The sequence below is a fragment of the Vagococcus bubulae genome, assembly GCF_003950315.1.
GTDB lineage: Bacteria > Bacillota > Bacilli > Lactobacillales > Vagococcaceae > Vagococcus > Vagococcus bubulae.
Window position 1 is genome coordinate 1 of record NZ_NGJT01000004.1, and the last position, 16,126, is coordinate 16,126.

The following is a 16,126-nucleotide window of genomic DNA, read 5'->3' on the forward strand; positions in this document are numbered from 1 at the left end:
TCGGTTGTCTCTCGCTTCGCGAGACAACCAATTCTCATTAAAAATAAGAGAATCATCTGTTAAATTGAGTAGTTTTCTTGTATTATTATCCATAGGGGTATTCTCCTTTGTAATTTTGGTTTTAGTCGACTTAATTTTACCAATAAGAATGCCTCTTTTTCTATGTCTAAATAAAAAATCGCATTGATAGAATTTAATCTATCAACACGATTTAGTGTACAGCCGTTTTTTATAGTTATGAGTTAATGATTGGAGAAACGCTTGTCACGCTTTCAACTTTACTACAATAATAATCCCACCTTTTATAGCTTTCTATGTACTCTACAATTGTTCCGTTGTCTAAAAAAGTTGTTCTTTCTGCAAAACTCGTTGGTTCATACTCATTAATATTTAAAAGAGATGACACGTGTTTTGGTGTTGGAAATAAAATTTTATAGTATTCGATGGAAGGCGACGTAGACAGGTGAAAGTTAAAGTCTAATTCCATTTTTTTGTAGATTGATTTGAATTTTTCTGGATTATTCAAATCTTCTTTTTTTACGAATGTTTCTGGGATATAAGAATATTGTAAAAAAAATGGTTCTCCATCACTTATTCTTAATCTTTCAAATTGATAAATAACAGTGGATTTTGAGACATTCAATTTTTGTCTAATTCTATCATTGTTGATTTCTTTTATGCTAATAATTTTGACGTCTGTATTATGATCCGGAAACTTTTCGACATCTGTAAAACGTACTAATTGTTGATTTTTCCCTTGACTAACAAAGCGTCCTTTTCCTTTAACACTATATAAATACCCATCTAAAACTAATTCTTTAAGAGCTCTAATAACAGTAATAGAGCTGACATCATATTTTTGTATTAAGTCAGATTCACTATAAAAACGATCTCCCGGATGAAATTTACCAGTGTTTATCTCATTTAACAATTCGTTTTTAATAACTAAATATTTTGGAATCATAATGAGTGCTCCTTTTTTATTTTGTCATACCATAACCTATAGTTATCCTACTTTATTTTTATTGATAATTCAATGGTTGTTAGGATTAATTAATGTTAAAAAATAAACACAAAAACTATTGAAAACGCTTTTAAAAAATGGTATTATCTTAGTATACCAAGTCCTAGTATATTAGGTTTTGGATTTTGGAAAAAGGTTGGTGAGGTAGTGTCAACATTTGAAATTTCAGAGGATTTTTTACTAGATGGTCAGCCCTTTAAAATTTTATCTGGGGCAATTCATTACTTCAGGGTACATCCTGATGATTGGTATCATTCGCTATACAATCTTAAGGCTATGGGATTTAATACCGTTGAAACATATGTCCCTTGGAATTTACATGAGCCTAAAAAGGGAGAATTTGATTTTAAGGGGATATTAGATATTGAAAAATTTCTATCAATAGCAAAGGATTTAGGGTTATACGCGATTGTTCGTCCGTCTCCGTATATTTGTGCTGAATGGGAATTTGGCGGTTTTCCTGCTTGGCTGTTACAAGATCAAAACATGAAAATCAGACGTAGCGATGAAACATATTTAAACCATGTTTCTGATTACTATGATGAATTGCTACCCAAATTAGTGAAACACCAATTGGTAAATAAAGGTAATGTCTTAATGTTTCAAATTGAAAATGAATATGGGTCATACGGGGAGGATAAAGAGTATTTAAGTGATTTAAAACAAATCATGCTAGATAGGCAAATTGTGATGCCTTTATTCACTTCAGATGGTGCTTGGCAAGCAACTTTAGAGGCAGGTAGCATGATTGAAGATGGAATACTGCCGACAGGAAATTTTGGTTCTAAAGCCAAAGAGAATTTTGCGAATTTACAAGCATTTTTTGATAAGTATGATAAAAAATTTCCACTTATGTGTATGGAATTTTGGGATGGCTGGTTTAATCGATGGGGAGATAATGTCATTAAACGTGATCCAGAAGAATTAAGAGATTCGGTTAAAGAAGCTTTGGAATTAGGAAGTATTAATTTATACATGTTTCACGGTGGAACGAATTTTGGTTTTATGAATGGTTGCTCAGCAAGAGGTCAAATAGATTTACCACAAGTAACATCTTATGATTATGATGCCATTTTAGATGAACAAGGTAATCCAACTAAAAAGTATTACTTGATTCAAGAGTTGGTTAAAGAGATGTTTCCAGATGTTGAAATTAAGGAGCCTTTAATTAAACATTCTTTGCCTAATCAAACAGTAAAACTATCCAATAAAGTAGCTTTGTTTTCAACCTTAGAGACGTTGAGTGAAAAAGTTAAATCTAAATACCCACTTTCTATGGAAGAATTGAATCAAAATACTGGATATGTCGTATATCGAACAACCGTTTCTAAGGATAAAGAAGAAGAATATTATCGTGTAATTGATGGACGAGACAGACTTCATTTTTATTTAAACCAAGAATTAAAATTAACTCAATATCAACAAGAAATTGGTGAAAATATCACCGTACCATTAGTGAATGAAAGCAATCAAATCGATATTTTAATGGAAAATATGGGTCGAGTAAATTATGGACATAAATTATTTGCAGACACGCAACGTAAGGGGATTAGAACGGGTGTCATGTCAGATTTACATTTCATCACCGAATGGGAACATTATCCAATCAAACTGGAAACAACTGAGGGAATTGATTTTTCAGGAGAGTGGGAAGAAAATCAGGCAGCCTTTTATCAGTTTGAATTTATAGTTGATGATATAAGTGATACATATATCGACATGTCAGATTTTGGAAAAGGTGTTGTATTAGTTAATAATGTTAACGTTGGACGTTTTTGGAATAAAGGACCGTATATGACTCTCTTTGTTCCAAGTGGATTACTAAAAGTAGGACACAATGACATTGTGGTGTTCGAAACGGAAGGTCAGTATAAAGAAACGCTACAATTGGTTGAAAAACCAATAATAAAAACAATATTAGAGGAGGAATTATAAATGAGTATTATAGGAGTAAGAATAGACGGAAGATTAATACATGGACAAGTAGCTAACTTATGGACTACTAAATTAAATATTTCTCGCATCATGGTGGTTGATAATGTGGTATGCAATAACGCTATTGAAAAAAGTGGATTGAAACTAGCAACACCATCTGGAGTGAAGTTAAGCGTATTACCAGTAGAAAAAGCAGCAGCGAATATATTAGCTGGCAAATATGATTCACAGCGATTACTCATCGTAGCAAAAAAACCAGAAACTTTGTACGAGTTAGTTGAGGCAGGAGTACCAATAGAGGAAATTAATGTTGGCAATATGTCTCAAAGTACAACAACAAGATCTATTACAAAATCAATTAACGTAGATGATAATGATATCAACTATTTTAATAAATTAAATGAGAAGGGAGTAAAATTGGTTGCACAAATGGTTCCAAGTGATAAAGCAGAAGATTTTATGTCATTTTTGACAAAATAAGGAGGAAAAACTAATGACAATACTATGGTGGCAAGTGCTATTATTAACGTTATACGCAGGATACCAGATTCTTGATGAGCTACAAATTTATTCTTCTTTAAGTGCACCAGTATTTGCAGGGTTGTTTGCAGGTCTTGTAATGGGAGATATCAAAGCGGGACTTTTAATTGGTGGAAGCATGCAATTAACTGTTTTAGGAGTAGGTACTTTTGGCGGCGCTTCCAAAATTGATGCGAACTCTGGAACAATTTTAGCAACAGCATTTTCTGTTGCTTTAGGCATGGATCCAGAACAAGCCATCGCAGCGATTGCTGTACCAGTTGCTAGTTTAATGATTCAAATGGATATTCTTGGTCGATTTGCTAATACATTCTTTGCGCATAGAATTGATACAGCAATCGATAACATGGATTATAAAGGTATTGAGAGAAACTTCTTATTCGGCGGTTGTTCTTGGGCTCTTTCAAGAATGATTCCAGTATTTTTAGCATTAGCTTTTGGTGGCGGTTTAGTTGAACAAGTAGTAGCTGTTTTAAATGGAAGTTTAAAATGGTTAGGAGATGGGTTATCAGTTGCCGGAGCAGTTCTTCCAGCAGTCGGATTTGCTATTTTATTACGTTATTTACCAGTTAAAAAACATTTCCCTTATTTAATTTTAGGTTTTGTTATTACAGCACTACTTACAACAGTATTTGGTAACATTCAATTACTTGGAGCTGGTGTAGCAAGTGTTGTAAAAGATTTCCAAGGTATCTTTAATGGATTACCTATGTTAGGAGTTGCTTTAATCGGTTTTGCTTTTGCTTCAATCCATTACAAAAATGGTTATGCTGCTCAAACAAATACGTCAGTGAATGTTAAGTCAGAAAATCCATCAGCTGAGGAGGAGATTGAAGATGACGAAATATAAATTAACAAAAGAAGACTTTAATCAAATTAACCGTCGTAGTTTATTTACCTTCCAATTAGGTTGGAACTATGAAAGAATGCAGGGGTCAGGTTATTTATACACTATCTTACCTCAGTTAAGAAAAATGTATGGTGATGATACTGAAGAGTTAAAAGAAATGATGAAAACGCATGCGCAATTCTTTAACACATCGAATTTTTTTAATACTATTATTACAGGGATTGACTTAGCTATTGAAGAAAAAGAAGGCTATCAATCAAAAGAAACTGTTTCAGGTTTGAAAGCAGGTTTAATGGGACCATTCGCAGCGATTGGGGATTCGATATTTGGTGCGTTAATTCCGACAATATTTGGAGCTTTAGCTGCTAATATGGCGATTAATGGGAATCCAACAGGGATATTCATCTGGATTGCGGCACAGATTGCTGTGATGGTTTTTCGTTGGAAACAGTTAGAATTTGCCTATAAAGAAGGGGTATCTTTGGTCACTACTATGCAACATAGATTGACAGCTTTAACAGATGCAGCAACTTTATTAGGGGTATTCATGGTTGGAGCATTAGTTGCTACAATGGTCAATGTAAAATTGTCTTGGGCACCTGTTATTGGAGATTTAACAATAGATATGCAAAATAACTTGGATATGATTTTACCTCGTTTATTACCTGCAGTGGTTGTGGGTGTGATTTACTGGATGTTAGGTAAGAAAAACATGACATCTACAAGAGCAATCTTTATCGTATTAGTTGTTTGTATTGCTTTATCAGCCTTAGGCGTGATTTCTAAATAATTATTGGTAAAGGAAGTGTAAGGATGACTCATTTGGTATTAATCAGTCATGGGAATTTCTGTGAAGCATTAAAAGAAAGTACGGAAATGATTATGGGGCCACAAGATTTAATAAAAACAATTCCCTTATTACCTAGTGAAGGGCAAGAAGATTTTAAAAATAAATTTTTAGATGTAACGAAACATTTAGATGATTATATAGTATTAGCAGATTTAATGGGTGGTACGCCATGCAACGTGATTTCGAAAATGATTTTATCAGGTGAGGATATCACATTGTATGCAGGGATGAATATGCCGATGGTTATTGGATTTATTAATAGTGTGCTGACAGAACAACCTGTTGATTTATTAGATAGTGGAATAAAAAATATTATTTCAGTTAATCAAATATTAGCAGAGATGGATGACGATGATGAATAGAGAAAAAGCTTTGGTACCGAAATGTGCCAAAGCTTTTTCTCTATGCTTGTTGAATAGTTGTAAAAATTAGGTGAGGATAATTATTTAGCCTAATAGGAAAGGTGCTATTTGCCAAACCACGACTGACAATAAGATGAGAATCATTTTTAATGTATAGCCCACTAGTTAGTTTTGGTAAGATACCTTGATCAGGGGCTAAAAGGCCATCAGTTCCAGGAAAACGCCATTGACCACCATGAGCATGCCCACTAAAAATGGCTAAAGGTTGATTAAAAGAGTTTAGATACTCATGAAATAGTTCAGGATGATGTGCCAAAATTAATGTTTCTATATTAGGATTAATCTTAGTCATATCTTGATTTGAAAGTGCTGTTTGTTGGTTACTTAATCCAACAATATTAAATGACGTATCATGAATTGATAAATGGGTGACATTATTTTCTAAATAAATAGCATCACTTTCTTTGATTTTTTGTTTCCATAAAACATAATCAGGGTTTGTTTCTTCGTGATTCCCGTTGACCACATAAGTTGGGTAGCGAGTTGTCAATTCGTTTAAAAAATTAAAAAAATTAGTTGTTTCCACAGTTTCAGTCCGATCAATTGTGTCGCCTGTTAAAAAAAGAACATCAGGTTTTTCTTTATCAAGTTCATTTAATAACTGTGTTTGATTAACTCTTATTCTAGGAAATTGTAAATCAGATAATTGGGCAATTTTTATTGGTTGTCCGTTCACACGGTTACTGGTAATAATAATGGACTCAGTATCTAATTGTCTGTTTTCACGGATACCTTCAGCAATCATTAGTAGAGGTAGACTCAGTAGGACTCCTGTGATGATGTTTTTTACTTTTGTCATAAAGACGCCTCCTTTGTAAAAAAATGTCTTAAGTTAAATTAACAAAAATTAAAAAATAAAGAACTAAAATAAAAAAATTTAGAAAATTCTTAACCATATTTTCAAAAAAAAGCCTACAACATTGAATAGTGTTGAAAAATATGCTAACATAACATTGTGTGATATGAGTGGAAAGAGTGAGCGTGTTGACGCTCACTCTTTTTGATGAATTTCTCGAAAATGTATAGGGAGGCGAAAATATTGGCAAATGTAGTCGAAATAGTCACTGACTTAGTTAATCCAATCTTGGAAGGCTATCAATTTGACTTAGTAGATGTTGAATATGTTAAAGAAGGAAAAAATTGGTTTCTAAGAGTATTTATTGATAAAGATGGCGGTATTGATATCAATGAATGCGCACTAGTCAGTGAAGCGTTAGGTGAAAAACTTGACACAATCGATCCAGATCCGATTCCACAAGCCTATTTCTTAGAGGTGTCTTCACCAGGGGCAGAAAGACCATTGAAAAAAGAAGAAGATTATGTCAATGCTATCGGAGAGTATATAAATATCTCTTTTTATCAAGCTGTTGAAGGAGAAAAGCAGTATCAAGGTTTCTTAAGAGAAGTAACCCCAGAGACGCTCACCCTATCAGTAAAAATTAAAACGCAAGAAAAAGAAATGACATTTGATAGAAAAAACATTGCCAAAGCGAGATTGGCTATTCAATTTTAAAATGGAGGTTAAGGAAATACATGAACAAGGAAATGTTAGGAGCACTAGATGCTCTTGAACGCGAAAAAGGTATTTCAAAAAGTATCGTAATCGAAGCATTAGAAGCAGCGATGGTTTCAGCGTATAAACGTCATTATGGACAAGCACAAAACGTAGAGGTTGAGTTTGACGAGAAAAAAGGAGATGTACATATTTTTTCTGTTAAAGAAGTGACAGAAGAAGTAATGGACTCTCAATTAGAAGTTAGCTTAAAAGAAGCGTTAAAAATTAATGGTGCTTATGAAATTGGCGACATGATTCGTTTTGAGGTAACACCAAAAGACTTTGGTCGTATTGCAGCACAAACGGCTAAACAAGTTATCTTACAACGTGTGCGTGAAGCAGAACGCTCAATTATTTATAATGAATTTAGTGCTTACGAAAATGAAATTATGCAAGGAATTGTGGAACGTCAAGATAACCGCTACATTTATGTTAATTTAGGTAAAATTGAAGCAGTATTATCTAAACAAGACCAAATCCCAAATGAAGTTTATCAACCACACGATCGCATCAAGGTTTATATTTCAAAAGTTGAAAACACATCAAAAGGACCTCAAGTTTACGTTAGTCGTAGCCATCCTGACTTGTTAAAACGTTTATTTGAACAAGAGATACCAGAAGTGTATGATGGTGAAGTAGAGATTATTAGCATTGCAAGAGAAGCTGGAGATAGAGCGAAAGTGGCAGTGACGGCTGCTAATAAAGATATTGATCCAGTGGGAACTTGCGTTGGACCAAAAGGACAACGTGTTCAAGCTATCGTGAATGAACTAAAAGGTGAAAATATGGATATCGTGGAATGGAATGAAGACCCTGCTGTCTTTATCTCTAATGCCTTAAATCCAGCCCAAGTATTAGATGTGATTTTTGAGCCAAACCAACGCGCTTGTACGGTCGTTGTGCCAGATTTCCAATTATCATTAGCTATTGGTAAACGTGGACAAAATGCTAGACTGGCTGCTAAATTAACTGGCTATAAAATTGATATTAAACCTGAGTCTGAATGGGAAAAAATAGCCGCAGAAAATGAAGAAGAACTAATTGAAGAAGTGCTTGAAGCAAACGAAGAATTAGTTGTTGAAGACATTTTAGAAGATACTTTGGAAGAATTAGCAGAAGAACTAATTGAAGAAGTTGTGGAAGAAACAACAGAAGAAGTTATTGAAGAAGAGATTATTGAATCAGTAGAAGAAGATGAAAAATAATACCACTTTTTGGGAGGCGAAATAGATGAAACAAAGAAAAATTCCAATGCGTAAATGTGTTGTATCAAATGAAATGAAACCTAAAAAAGAAATGATTCGTATCGTTCGTTCTAAAGAAGGCGAGATTTCGATTGATCCAACTGGAAAAATGCCAGGTCGAGGGGCCTATCTATCTATGGAACCAGAAGTTGTCCAAAAAAGTTGGGATCAAAAGATTTTAGATAGAGTGTTAAACGATACGTTGACAGATGACTTCTATCAAGAGTTGCTAGACTATGTCTCACATCAAAAAGCAAGGAGAGAATTATTCGGAAATGGAAAATAAACAACGATTTCTTAATCTCCTAGGTTTAGCAATGAAAGCCGGTAAACTTGTAACTGGCGAAGAAACAACCTTACAGTCAGTGAGAAAAAATACTGTAAATTTGGTGATTTTAGCAAGTGATGCAAGTGAAAATACCGAAAAAAAAATGAGAGACAAGTGTCATAGTTATCATACAAAATTGATTTCACCATGTACATCAGCTGAATTGAGTTCAGCGATTGGTAAAAATCGTATGATTATCGGGGTATGTGACACAGGATTCTCTCGAAAGATGTGTGAACTAATGACAGAATAGGATGGTGAGAGAATGAGTAAAAAACGCGTATATGAATTAGCGAAAGAACTTAATGTTCCAAGTAAAGATATCGTAGAAAAAGCTCAGTCCGCAGGTGTTGATGTGAAGAATCATATGAGTACATTAAATGATTCAGACATTGATAAAGTCAAACACCTATTAGCACCTTCAAAAGCTAAGGGACAAGATAAACAGAACACTGGTAAAACACCAGTTCAAAAAAATAATCATTCTAACAAAAAGTTAGAAAATAATGATAACAGTAAGGGTAATCGAGTGAATAATCAGAATCAAAACAAACAACAACCAACGAATAAACCAAATAATAACCAACAATCTTCAGCTAATGGAACGAAAAAACCAGCTGGAAATACTTCTAATCAAGCAAATAGAAGCAATAATTCAACAGGCAATAACAACAACCAAAATAAAGGTGGAAACCGTAATAATAATGGTAACCGTCCTTATCAAGGTAACCAAAACAATCGTTATAACAAAAACAATAAACGACGTAACAATAAAAAAGGAAAACAACAAACATCTAATAAACCTGCTGTACCACCACGTAAATTTAAAGAATTACCAGAAGTGTTAGTTTACACTGAAGGGATGAATGTGGCAGACATTGCTAAGAAAATTTATCGTGAACCAGCAGAAATTATTAAAAAATTATTCCTTTTAGGTGTGATGGTTAACCAAAACCAAGCCTTAGATAAAGATACAATTGAATTATTAGCAACAGATTACGGTATTGAAGCGGAAGAAAAAGTTCAAGAAGATGTGGCTGATATTGATAAATTCTTTGAAGCAGATGTTGTTGATCCTGACAAATTAGTCAGTCGACCACCTGTTGTGACTGTTATGGGACACGTTGACCATGGTAAAACAACGTTATTAGATACTCTAAGAAATGCTAAAGTAACATCAGGAGAAGCTGGTGGGATTACGCAACATATTGGGGCTTACCAAATTGATATTGACGGCAAACCAATTACGTTCTTAGATACACCAGGACATGCGGCATTTACTAGTATGCGTGCTCGTGGAGCAAGTATTACAGATATTACGATTTTAGTTGTAGCAGCTGATGATGGTGTCATGCCACAGACTGTTGAAGCGATTAACCATGCTAAAGCAGCTGAAGTACCAATTATTGTTGCTGTCAATAAAATTGATAAACCAAGTGCTAATCCAGATCGCGTGATGCAAGAATTAAGTGAATATGGTTTAATTCCTGAGTCGTGGGGTGGAGATACGATTTTTGTTCCAATCTCTGCAAAATTTGGTGATAATATTGAAGAATTACTAGAAATGATTTTACTTGTTTCAGAAGTAGAAGACTTAAAAGCAGACCCAACACAACGTGCTATCGGGACAGTTATTGAAGCACGTTTAGATAAAAGTAAAGGTCCTGTTGTGACATTATTAGTACAACAAGGGACTCTACATGTACAAGACCCAATCGTTGTCGGTAACACTCATGGACGTGTGCGTGTGATGACAAATGATATTGGTCGTCGTGATAAAGCAGCAGGTCCAGCAACACCAGTTGAAATTACTGGGTTAAATGATGTGCCACAAGCTGGTGACAGATTTGTAACCTTCGAAGACGAAAAAACAGCTCGTGCAGCGGGTGAAGAAAGAGCGAAACGTGCCTTGTTAGAACAACGTCAAGTAAGCCAACGTGTTACATTAGATAATTTATTTGAAAGTCTTAAAGACGGTGAAATGAAAGAAGTTAATGTTATTATCAAAGCAGACGTTCAAGGTTCTGCTGAAGCTTTAGCAGCCAGTTTAACAAAAATTGATGTTGAAGGCGTTCGTGTAAAAATCGTCCATTCAGCAGTTGGAGCAATCAATGAAAGTGACATCACATTAGCTTCTGCAAGTAATGCAATCATTGTCGGATTTAACGTTCGTCCAACAGCACAAGCTCGTACACAAGCAGAACAAGAACAAGTAGATATTCGTTTACATCGTATTATCTATAAAGTAATTGAAGAAATTGAAACAGCTATGAAGGGAATGCTTGATCCTGAATTTGTTGAAAAAATTACAGGACAAATGCAAGTTCGTGAAACTTACAATGTGTCTAAAGTTGGGACAATTGCAGGATGTTACGTAACTGAAGGATTCATTCGTCGTGACTGTGGTATTCGTCTAATTCGTGATGGCATTGTTATCCATGAAGGTAACTTAGCTAGCTTGAAACGATTTAAAGATGATGCAAAAGAAGTTAAAATGGGATTTGAATGTGGTGCAACTCTTGAAAATTACAATGACGTAAAAGTTGATGATGTCATTGAAGGGTTCATCATGGAAGAAGTGAAAAAATAATTCAGCTCATTTATATGAGGAGGATAAGCATATGGCAAATTACCGAGATCGTCGTGTCGCTCAAGAAATATTAAAAGAAGTGAATGATATTTTACATAAAAAAGTTCGTGATCCACGCGTACAAGATGTAAGTATTACTGACGTAAAAGTAACTGGTGATTTACAAGAAGCAACTATTTTCTATAGTTTGTTAAGTGATAAAGCATCTGATAAACAAAAAGCTCAAGAAGGATTAGAAAAAGCGACAGGATTAGTACGTCGCGAATTAGGTCATAGATTAAGCATCTACAAAACGCCTGAAATCACCTTTACAAGAGATGAATCAGTTGAATATGGTAATCACATTGATGAACTATTAAGAGGATTACATAAAGATTAAGTAACGTAAGACTAGAGGATAACTTATTTTCTCTAGTCTTTTTTATTTTTCATAAAATAGCAATTATTAACGCATAATAATGAAGTATGATAAACTAAAATAAGATTAACTAGGAGGCGATTCGATTGGTAAAAAATATCGGAATAGTTGGGACAGGTGTCATTGCAACAGAATTTGTGACGCAAATAGATACGTCAAAATACACCATTCATTCAGTGTATAATCGTAACCCCAGATCTCTTGAAACATTTAAAGAAGCACATCAACTGCATCATGGATACACAGATTACAATGAATTTTTAAACGATGATGATTTAGATTGTGTCTATATTGCTACTCCAAATCAAACGCATTATGACTATGCTAAAAAAGCTATTGAAACAGGCAAACATGTACTATGTGAAAAAGTGATGGTACTAAAGGGTGAACAAGCACAGGAGTTGTTTGCATTAGCTAAAAAACATCATGTGGTCATACTGGAAGCTGTGACATTGTTCTTTATGCCAATGTATCATGAGGTGAGTCGTTTATTAGAACAGAATGTGTTAGGAAAAATCAGTGGCGCAAATATTACATTTGGTAGTTGTAAAGAGTACGATGTAAATAATCGATTCTTTTCATTAGAAAAAGGCGGTGGGGCATTATTTGATATTGGACCATATGCCTTATCAGCAGCTGTTTATTTATTAGGGACAGATATCGAGTTAGTTTCTTCTGAGGTTGTCATGGCACCAAGTGGCGTTGATGAAAAATCAGTGACAACATTAAAAACAAAAAATAATGAATTAGCCAGCGTGATGTTGTCATTTAGAGGGAAATTACCGAAACAAATTTTAGTAACAGGTGATGAAGGTTACTTATTAATTAATGATTTTCCAAGAGCAACAACTGCTGATATCTTTTACAATGATGGAACAACACAAGTCATTGAAGTAGGAGATGGAAAAGACGTATTCACCTATGAGATGGATATGTTAAATCATTTGGCTAATGAAAAAGATTTAGAACATGTCCCAGATTGTCGCGAAGTGAGTCAACGAGTGATTGAGTTGATGGACGCGATGAGACGCGAGTGGGGATGGGAACTAGAATAGTTATCTTAAAGGAGGGGAAACCTCCTTTTTTTATGTTTACAATCTCTTTTGTCTTAATTAGGTCTTTAAGTATGCTATAATATTCAAGAAATGATGAAAAGAGTAGGAGAAGATGAATGGAAGGAATTATCCCTCTATGGAAACCACGTGGTATGACAAGTCATGATTGCGTCTTCCAGTTAAGAAAGATTTTAAAAACAAAAAAAGTTGGACATAGTGGCACTCTTGATCCGGATGTTGATGGTGTGTTGCCTATTTGTGTCGGTAAAGCAACAAAAGTTGTTGAGTATTTACAAGAATCTCATAAAATATATGTTGGGGAAATAACACTGGGTTTTTCAACAGAAACAGAAGACGCGAGTGGGGAAGTTGTAGCGAAAAGTCCTATTACTAAGCCTTTAACAGAAAAAGAAATTGATGAAGCCATGTTATCTTTAACAGGTGATATTCAACAAGTGCCTCCTATGTATTCAGCAGTAAAAGTGAATGGTCGACGATTGTATGATTATGCGAGAAAAGGTGAAACAGTCGAGCGTCCTATTAGACAGACAACCATTCATCATTATAAACGAATTAGTCAACCAGAATTTTCTAACGAAGAACAAACACAGTCATGGAAATTTGAAGTGGATTGTGCAAAGGGAACATACGTTAGAACACTTGCCGTAGACACAGGAAAAAAATTAGGCTATGAGGCCCATATGTCAGATTTAACGAGGTTATCAAGTGGTGGTTTTGACGCGAAAGAAGCCATTACGTTAGAAAGAGTAAGAGAACTTGTTGAAGATAATCAATCATCAGAAATATTCTATCCCCTTGAGCGTGCAGTCGAGACGTTTCCTAAAAAACGATTAACATCAGATGAGTATCAATTAATCAGAAATGGATTAGTGATGCCAGATTCTTTTTTTGAGGGATATGATGACACACAGTTGATTGCATTATTTTACAATCAACAACTTGTTAGTTTATATGGTAAACACCCAAGTAAACCTGGTTTATTTAAACCAGTTAAAGTGATTCGAAACGATTAAAGGAGTATATGTTATGCAAATTATTAATATTCATCATCCGTATGATCCATGTAACTTACCTAAAGAGGATGTTGTGTTAGCTTTAGGTTTTTTTGATGGCGTTCATAGAGGTCATCAAGAAGTGATTCGAACAGCAAAAACGATTGCGGATGAAAAAGGATTAAAATTGGCTGTGATGACGTTTAATCATCATCCAGCAGTTGTTTTCCAAAAAATAGATCATAAGAAAATGAAATACATTACAACGATTGAGCAAAAAGAAGAGAGAATGAAAGAATTAGGTGTTGATTATTTATATATCATTGAGTTTACCTCTTCTTTTGCGAGTCTTTCACCACAAGATTTTGTAGATGAATACATGGTCGGATTACATGCTAAAGTGGTAGTGGCTGGATTTGACTATACATATGGCAAAAAAGATATTGCCAATATGAGGATATTGCCGGACTATGCGAATGGTCGATTTGATGTTGTAGAAGTCCAAAAATTAAGTGATAATGATGAAAAGGTTAGTTCAACAGCGATTCGTGAATGCATGAAGATTGGTGATATGCGTGCAGCTAATAAATTATTAGGGTATGCTTATGAAACAACAGGCATTGTGGTGCATGGTGATAAACGTGGCCGATTATTAGGCTACCCAACAGCTAACATTAAAGTGCCATCATTTTCACTATTGCCAACAGGTGGGGTATATGTTGTTAAGATAAAAGTAGCAAATAAATGGTACATGGGTATGGCTCAGATAGGATACAATATTACGTTTGAAAGCAATCGACCAATGACCATTGAAGTCAACATTCTAGATTTTTCAGATGATATTTACGGAGAACAAGTGAGTGTTGAGTGGCTACACTTTTTACGGGGAGAGAAAAAATTTGATAATGTGGATGGACTAATTGCTCAACTAAAACAAGATGAACAAGATACAAGGAATTATTTTGATACAGTAGGAGGACGAGCATGACGTCAGCCTATATACATATTCCTTTTTGTGAACATATCTGTTTTTATTGTGACTTCAATAAAGTATTTATTGAAGGACAACCTGTTGATGAATACATTGAGGCATTGTTAAAAGAGATAACATTAACAAAAGAAGCTTATCCATCAGACACAACTGAAACCATTTATATTGGTGGAGGTACGCCGACATCTTTATCTGCTAAGCAGCTCGACCGATTGTTAAGTGGTATTAAAGAATTGTTACCATTCAATCCAAGTGATGAATTTACAGTGGAAGCTAATCCAGGTGACTTGACGATGGACAAAATAAAGGTCCTACAAACGCATGGAGTGAATCGATTATCTATGGGAGTTCAAACATTTGATGATCGGTTATTAAAAAAAATTGGCCGAAAACATTCAGCTCAAGATGTATTTGATACAATGGCACTTTTAGAGCGAGCAGACTTTTCAAATGTTAGCATTGATTTGATTTATGCTTTACCAAATCAAACAATGGAAAGTTTTGAAGACACACTTGATAAAGCATTAGCGCTAGATTTACCTCATTATTCCATGTATTCGTTAATTTTAGAAAATAAAACCATGTTTTATAATTGGGCAAGACAAGGCAGGTTGCATTTACCGGGGATTGATGTTGAGGGTGATATGTTTGAGCGAGCAATTGAACGGATGACGTTAGCCGGAAAACATCAGTATGAAGTGAGTAATTTCGCTGAAGTGGGAAAAGAGAGCAAGCATAACTTGGTTTACTGGAATAATGATCATTATTATGGATTGGGCGCAGGAGCAAGTGGTTATTTAGGCAATATTCGTTATAAAAATCATGGCCCTATTCAACATTACTTAGAACCTTTAAGACAAAATAAATTACCTACTATTACAACAGAAAATTTAACGATTAAACATCAAATGGAAGAGGAAATGTTTTTAGGATTACGTAAAAAACAAGGTGTTTCTCTGCCTAATTTTGAACAAAAATTTGGTCAATCTTTTGAATCAGTTTATGGAAGTATCGCTGATGGTTTAATAGAGGAAGAAATGATTCAAATAAGAGATGGGTTTATTTCGTTAACGGATAAAGGGTTAATTTTAGGAAATGATGTTTTTGAGAAGTTTTTATTAGAAAAATAAGCATGAAACAGTCTAAAAAGAAAAAATTAGGCTGTTTTTTTGTTGTTCTCGTTTTTTTGACAAAATAAACTGACATATTCTCGTGATTAATTGATTATAAATTTGTCATAATATAGACAAATCCTTTATTTATTAAGCTTTTCTAAGACGGTATCGTTAATTTTAGCACTCTGAAACAAAG

The 16,126-nt window shown here is 34.3% G+C and carries 16 protein-coding genes and 2 pseudogenes; 16 read left to right on the forward strand and 2 right to left on the reverse strand.

Going from position 1 to position 16,126, the window contains the following annotated elements; all coding sequences use genetic code 11:
• Positions 1–235: 235 nt before the first annotated feature.
• Positions 236–964 carry a GntR family transcriptional regulator gene (locus CBF36_RS03100; protein ID WP_125956542.1) on the reverse strand — a complete coding sequence of 243 codons (729 nt, stop codon included), beginning with the start codon at positions 962–964 and terminating at the stop codon, positions 236–238.
• A gap of 207 nt (positions 965–1,171) precedes the next feature.
• Here CBF36_RS03100 and CBF36_RS03105 point away from each other — a divergent pair, with 207 nt between their 5' ends.
• Genes CBF36_RS03105 through CBF36_RS03125 form a run of 5 tightly spaced genes read left to right on the forward strand, consistent with a single transcriptional unit; the run spans position 1,172 to position 5,561 of the window.
• Positions 1,172–2,959: a glycoside hydrolase family 35 protein gene (locus tag CBF36_RS03105; RefSeq protein ID WP_125956544.1), complete on the forward strand. Its 1,788-nt coding sequence runs from the start codon at positions 1,172–1,174 to the stop codon at positions 2,957–2,959.
• Positions 2,960–3,439 carry a PTS sugar transporter subunit IIB gene (locus CBF36_RS03110; RefSeq protein WP_125956546.1) on the forward strand — a complete coding sequence of 160 codons (480 nt, stop codon included), beginning with the start codon at positions 2,960–2,962 and terminating at the stop codon, positions 3,437–3,439. It begins immediately after the preceding gene.
• A 13-nt stretch (positions 3,440–3,452) separates the two neighbouring features.
• A complete protein-coding gene (locus tag CBF36_RS03115; protein WP_125956547.1) occupies positions 3,453–4,349 on the forward strand; it encodes a PTS mannose/fructose/sorbose/N-acetylgalactosamine transporter subunit IIC in 897 nt (298 codons plus the stop codon).
• Positions 4,336–5,139, forward strand: a complete 804-nt coding sequence (locus tag CBF36_RS03120; RefSeq protein WP_125956549.1) for a PTS system mannose/fructose/sorbose family transporter subunit IID — start codon at positions 4,336–4,338, stop codon at positions 5,137–5,139. Before CBF36_RS03115 ends, CBF36_RS03120 begins: the two co-directional genes overlap by 14 nt.
• Before the next feature lie 23 nt (positions 5,140–5,162).
• On the forward strand, positions 5,163–5,561 hold the full coding sequence (locus CBF36_RS03125; RefSeq protein WP_125956551.1) for a PTS sugar transporter subunit IIA: 399 nt from the start codon (positions 5,163–5,165) through the stop codon (positions 5,559–5,561).
• A 40-nt stretch (positions 5,562–5,601) separates the two neighbouring features.
• Here CBF36_RS03125 and CBF36_RS03130 read toward each other — a convergent pair whose 3' ends face one another.
• Positions 5,602–6,420 carry a metallophosphoesterase gene (locus CBF36_RS03130; RefSeq protein ID WP_125956553.1) on the reverse strand — a complete coding sequence of 273 codons (819 nt, stop codon included), beginning with the start codon at positions 6,418–6,420 and terminating at the stop codon, positions 5,602–5,604.
• A 240-nt stretch (positions 6,421–6,660) separates the two neighbouring features.
• Between CBF36_RS03130 and rimP the strand changes: the two genes are divergently transcribed.
• The 11 genes and pseudogenes from rimP (at position 6,661) to hemW (ending at position 15,945) form a co-directional block, all read left to right on the forward strand.
• Positions 6,661–7,134, forward strand: a complete 474-nt coding sequence (gene rimP / locus CBF36_RS03135) for a ribosome maturation factor RimP (protein WP_125956554.1) — start codon at positions 6,661–6,663, stop codon at positions 7,132–7,134.
• A 20-nt stretch (positions 7,135–7,154) separates the two neighbouring features.
• Complete coding sequence (gene nusA / locus CBF36_RS03140) at positions 7,155–8,381, forward strand: transcription termination factor NusA (protein ID WP_125956556.1); 1,227 nt, start codon at positions 7,155–7,157, stop codon at positions 8,379–8,381.
• Between the two features lie 25 nt (positions 8,382–8,406).
• Positions 8,407–8,706 (forward strand): RNase P modulator RnpM, encoded by a 300-nt coding sequence (gene rnpM, locus CBF36_RS03145; RefSeq protein ID WP_125956558.1) that lies wholly within the window; start codon positions 8,407–8,409, stop codon positions 8,704–8,706.
• The gene (locus CBF36_RS03150) at positions 8,696–9,001 is read left to right on the forward strand and encodes a L7Ae/L30e/S12e/Gadd45 family ribosomal protein (protein ID WP_125956560.1); all 306 of its coding nucleotides are present in this window, start codon (positions 8,696–8,698) and stop codon (positions 8,999–9,001) included. Before rnpM ends, CBF36_RS03150 begins: the two co-directional genes overlap by 11 nt.
• A gap of 12 nt (positions 9,002–9,013) precedes the next feature.
• Positions 9,014–9,122: pseudogene (locus tag CBF36_RS12565) on the forward strand (translation initiation factor IF-2 N-terminal domain-containing protein); the annotation flags it as partial.
• A 242-nt stretch (positions 9,123–9,364) separates the two neighbouring features.
• Positions 9,365–11,338 (forward strand): annotated as a pseudogene (infB, locus tag CBF36_RS03155) (translation initiation factor IF-2); the annotation flags it as partial.
• A gap of 31 nt (positions 11,339–11,369) precedes the next feature.
• The gene (gene rbfA / locus CBF36_RS03160; protein ID WP_125956563.1) at positions 11,370–11,717 is read left to right on the forward strand and encodes a 30S ribosome-binding factor RbfA; all 348 of its coding nucleotides are present in this window, start codon (positions 11,370–11,372) and stop codon (positions 11,715–11,717) included.
• Positions 11,718–11,842: 125 nt separating this feature from the next.
• The gene (locus tag CBF36_RS03165) at positions 11,843–12,811 is read left to right on the forward strand and encodes a Gfo/Idh/MocA family protein (RefSeq protein WP_165865364.1); all 969 of its coding nucleotides are present in this window, start codon (positions 11,843–11,845) and stop codon (positions 12,809–12,811) included.
• Between the two features lie 116 nt (positions 12,812–12,927).
• Complete coding sequence (truB, locus tag CBF36_RS03170) at positions 12,928–13,845, forward strand: tRNA pseudouridine(55) synthase TruB (RefSeq protein ID WP_125956566.1); 918 nt, start codon at positions 12,928–12,930, stop codon at positions 13,843–13,845.
• 13 nt (positions 13,846–13,858) lie between these two features.
• Positions 13,859–14,812 carry a bifunctional riboflavin kinase/FAD synthetase gene (locus CBF36_RS03175; protein WP_125956568.1) on the forward strand — a complete coding sequence of 318 codons (954 nt, stop codon included), beginning with the start codon at positions 13,859–13,861 and terminating at the stop codon, positions 14,810–14,812.
• Positions 14,809–15,945, forward strand: coding sequence for a radical SAM family heme chaperone HemW (gene hemW, locus CBF36_RS03180; protein WP_125956570.1), 1,137 nt, complete (start codon positions 14,809–14,811; stop codon positions 15,943–15,945). Before CBF36_RS03175 ends, hemW begins: the two co-directional genes overlap by 4 nt.
• Positions 15,946–16,126 lie beyond the last annotated feature (181 nt).

Bases quoted from the DNA above. Each gene is read 5' to 3' on its own strand.
- CBF36_RS03100 (WP_125956542.1), bottom strand. From the start codon at position 964: ATGATTCCAAAATATTTAGTTATTAAAAACGAATTGTTAAATGAGATA.
- CBF36_RS03110 (WP_125956546.1), top strand. From the start codon at position 2,960: ATGAGTATTATAGGAGTAAGAATAGACGGAAGATTAATACATGGACAA.
- CBF36_RS03115 (WP_125956547.1), top strand. From the start codon at position 3,453: ATGACAATACTATGGTGGCAAGTGCTATTATTAACGTTATACGCAGGA.
- CBF36_RS03120 (WP_125956549.1), top strand. From the start codon at position 4,336: ATGACGAAATATAAATTAACAAAAGAAGACTTTAATCAAATTAACCGT.
- CBF36_RS03125 (WP_125956551.1), top strand. From the start codon at position 5,163: ATGACTCATTTGGTATTAATCAGTCATGGGAATTTCTGTGAAGCATTA.
- CBF36_RS03130 (WP_125956553.1), bottom strand. From the start codon at position 6,420: ATGACAAAAGTAAAAAACATCATCACAGGAGTCCTACTGAGTCTACCT.
- nusA (WP_125956556.1), top strand. From the start codon at position 7,155: ATGAACAAGGAAATGTTAGGAGCACTAGATGCTCTTGAACGCGAAAAA.
- rnpM (WP_125956558.1), top strand. From the start codon at position 8,407: ATGAAACAAAGAAAAATTCCAATGCGTAAATGTGTTGTATCAAATGAA.
- CBF36_RS03150 (WP_125956560.1), top strand. From the start codon at position 8,696: ATGGAAAATAAACAACGATTTCTTAATCTCCTAGGTTTAGCAATGAAA.
- rbfA (WP_125956563.1), top strand. From the start codon at position 11,370: ATGGCAAATTACCGAGATCGTCGTGTCGCTCAAGAAATATTAAAAGAA.
- truB (WP_125956566.1), top strand. From the start codon at position 12,928: ATGGAAGGAATTATCCCTCTATGGAAACCACGTGGTATGACAAGTCAT.
- CBF36_RS03175 (WP_125956568.1), top strand. From the start codon at position 13,859: ATGCAAATTATTAATATTCATCATCCGTATGATCCATGTAACTTACCT.
- hemW (WP_125956570.1), top strand. From the start codon at position 14,809: ATGACGTCAGCCTATATACATATTCCTTTTTGTGAACATATCTGTTTT.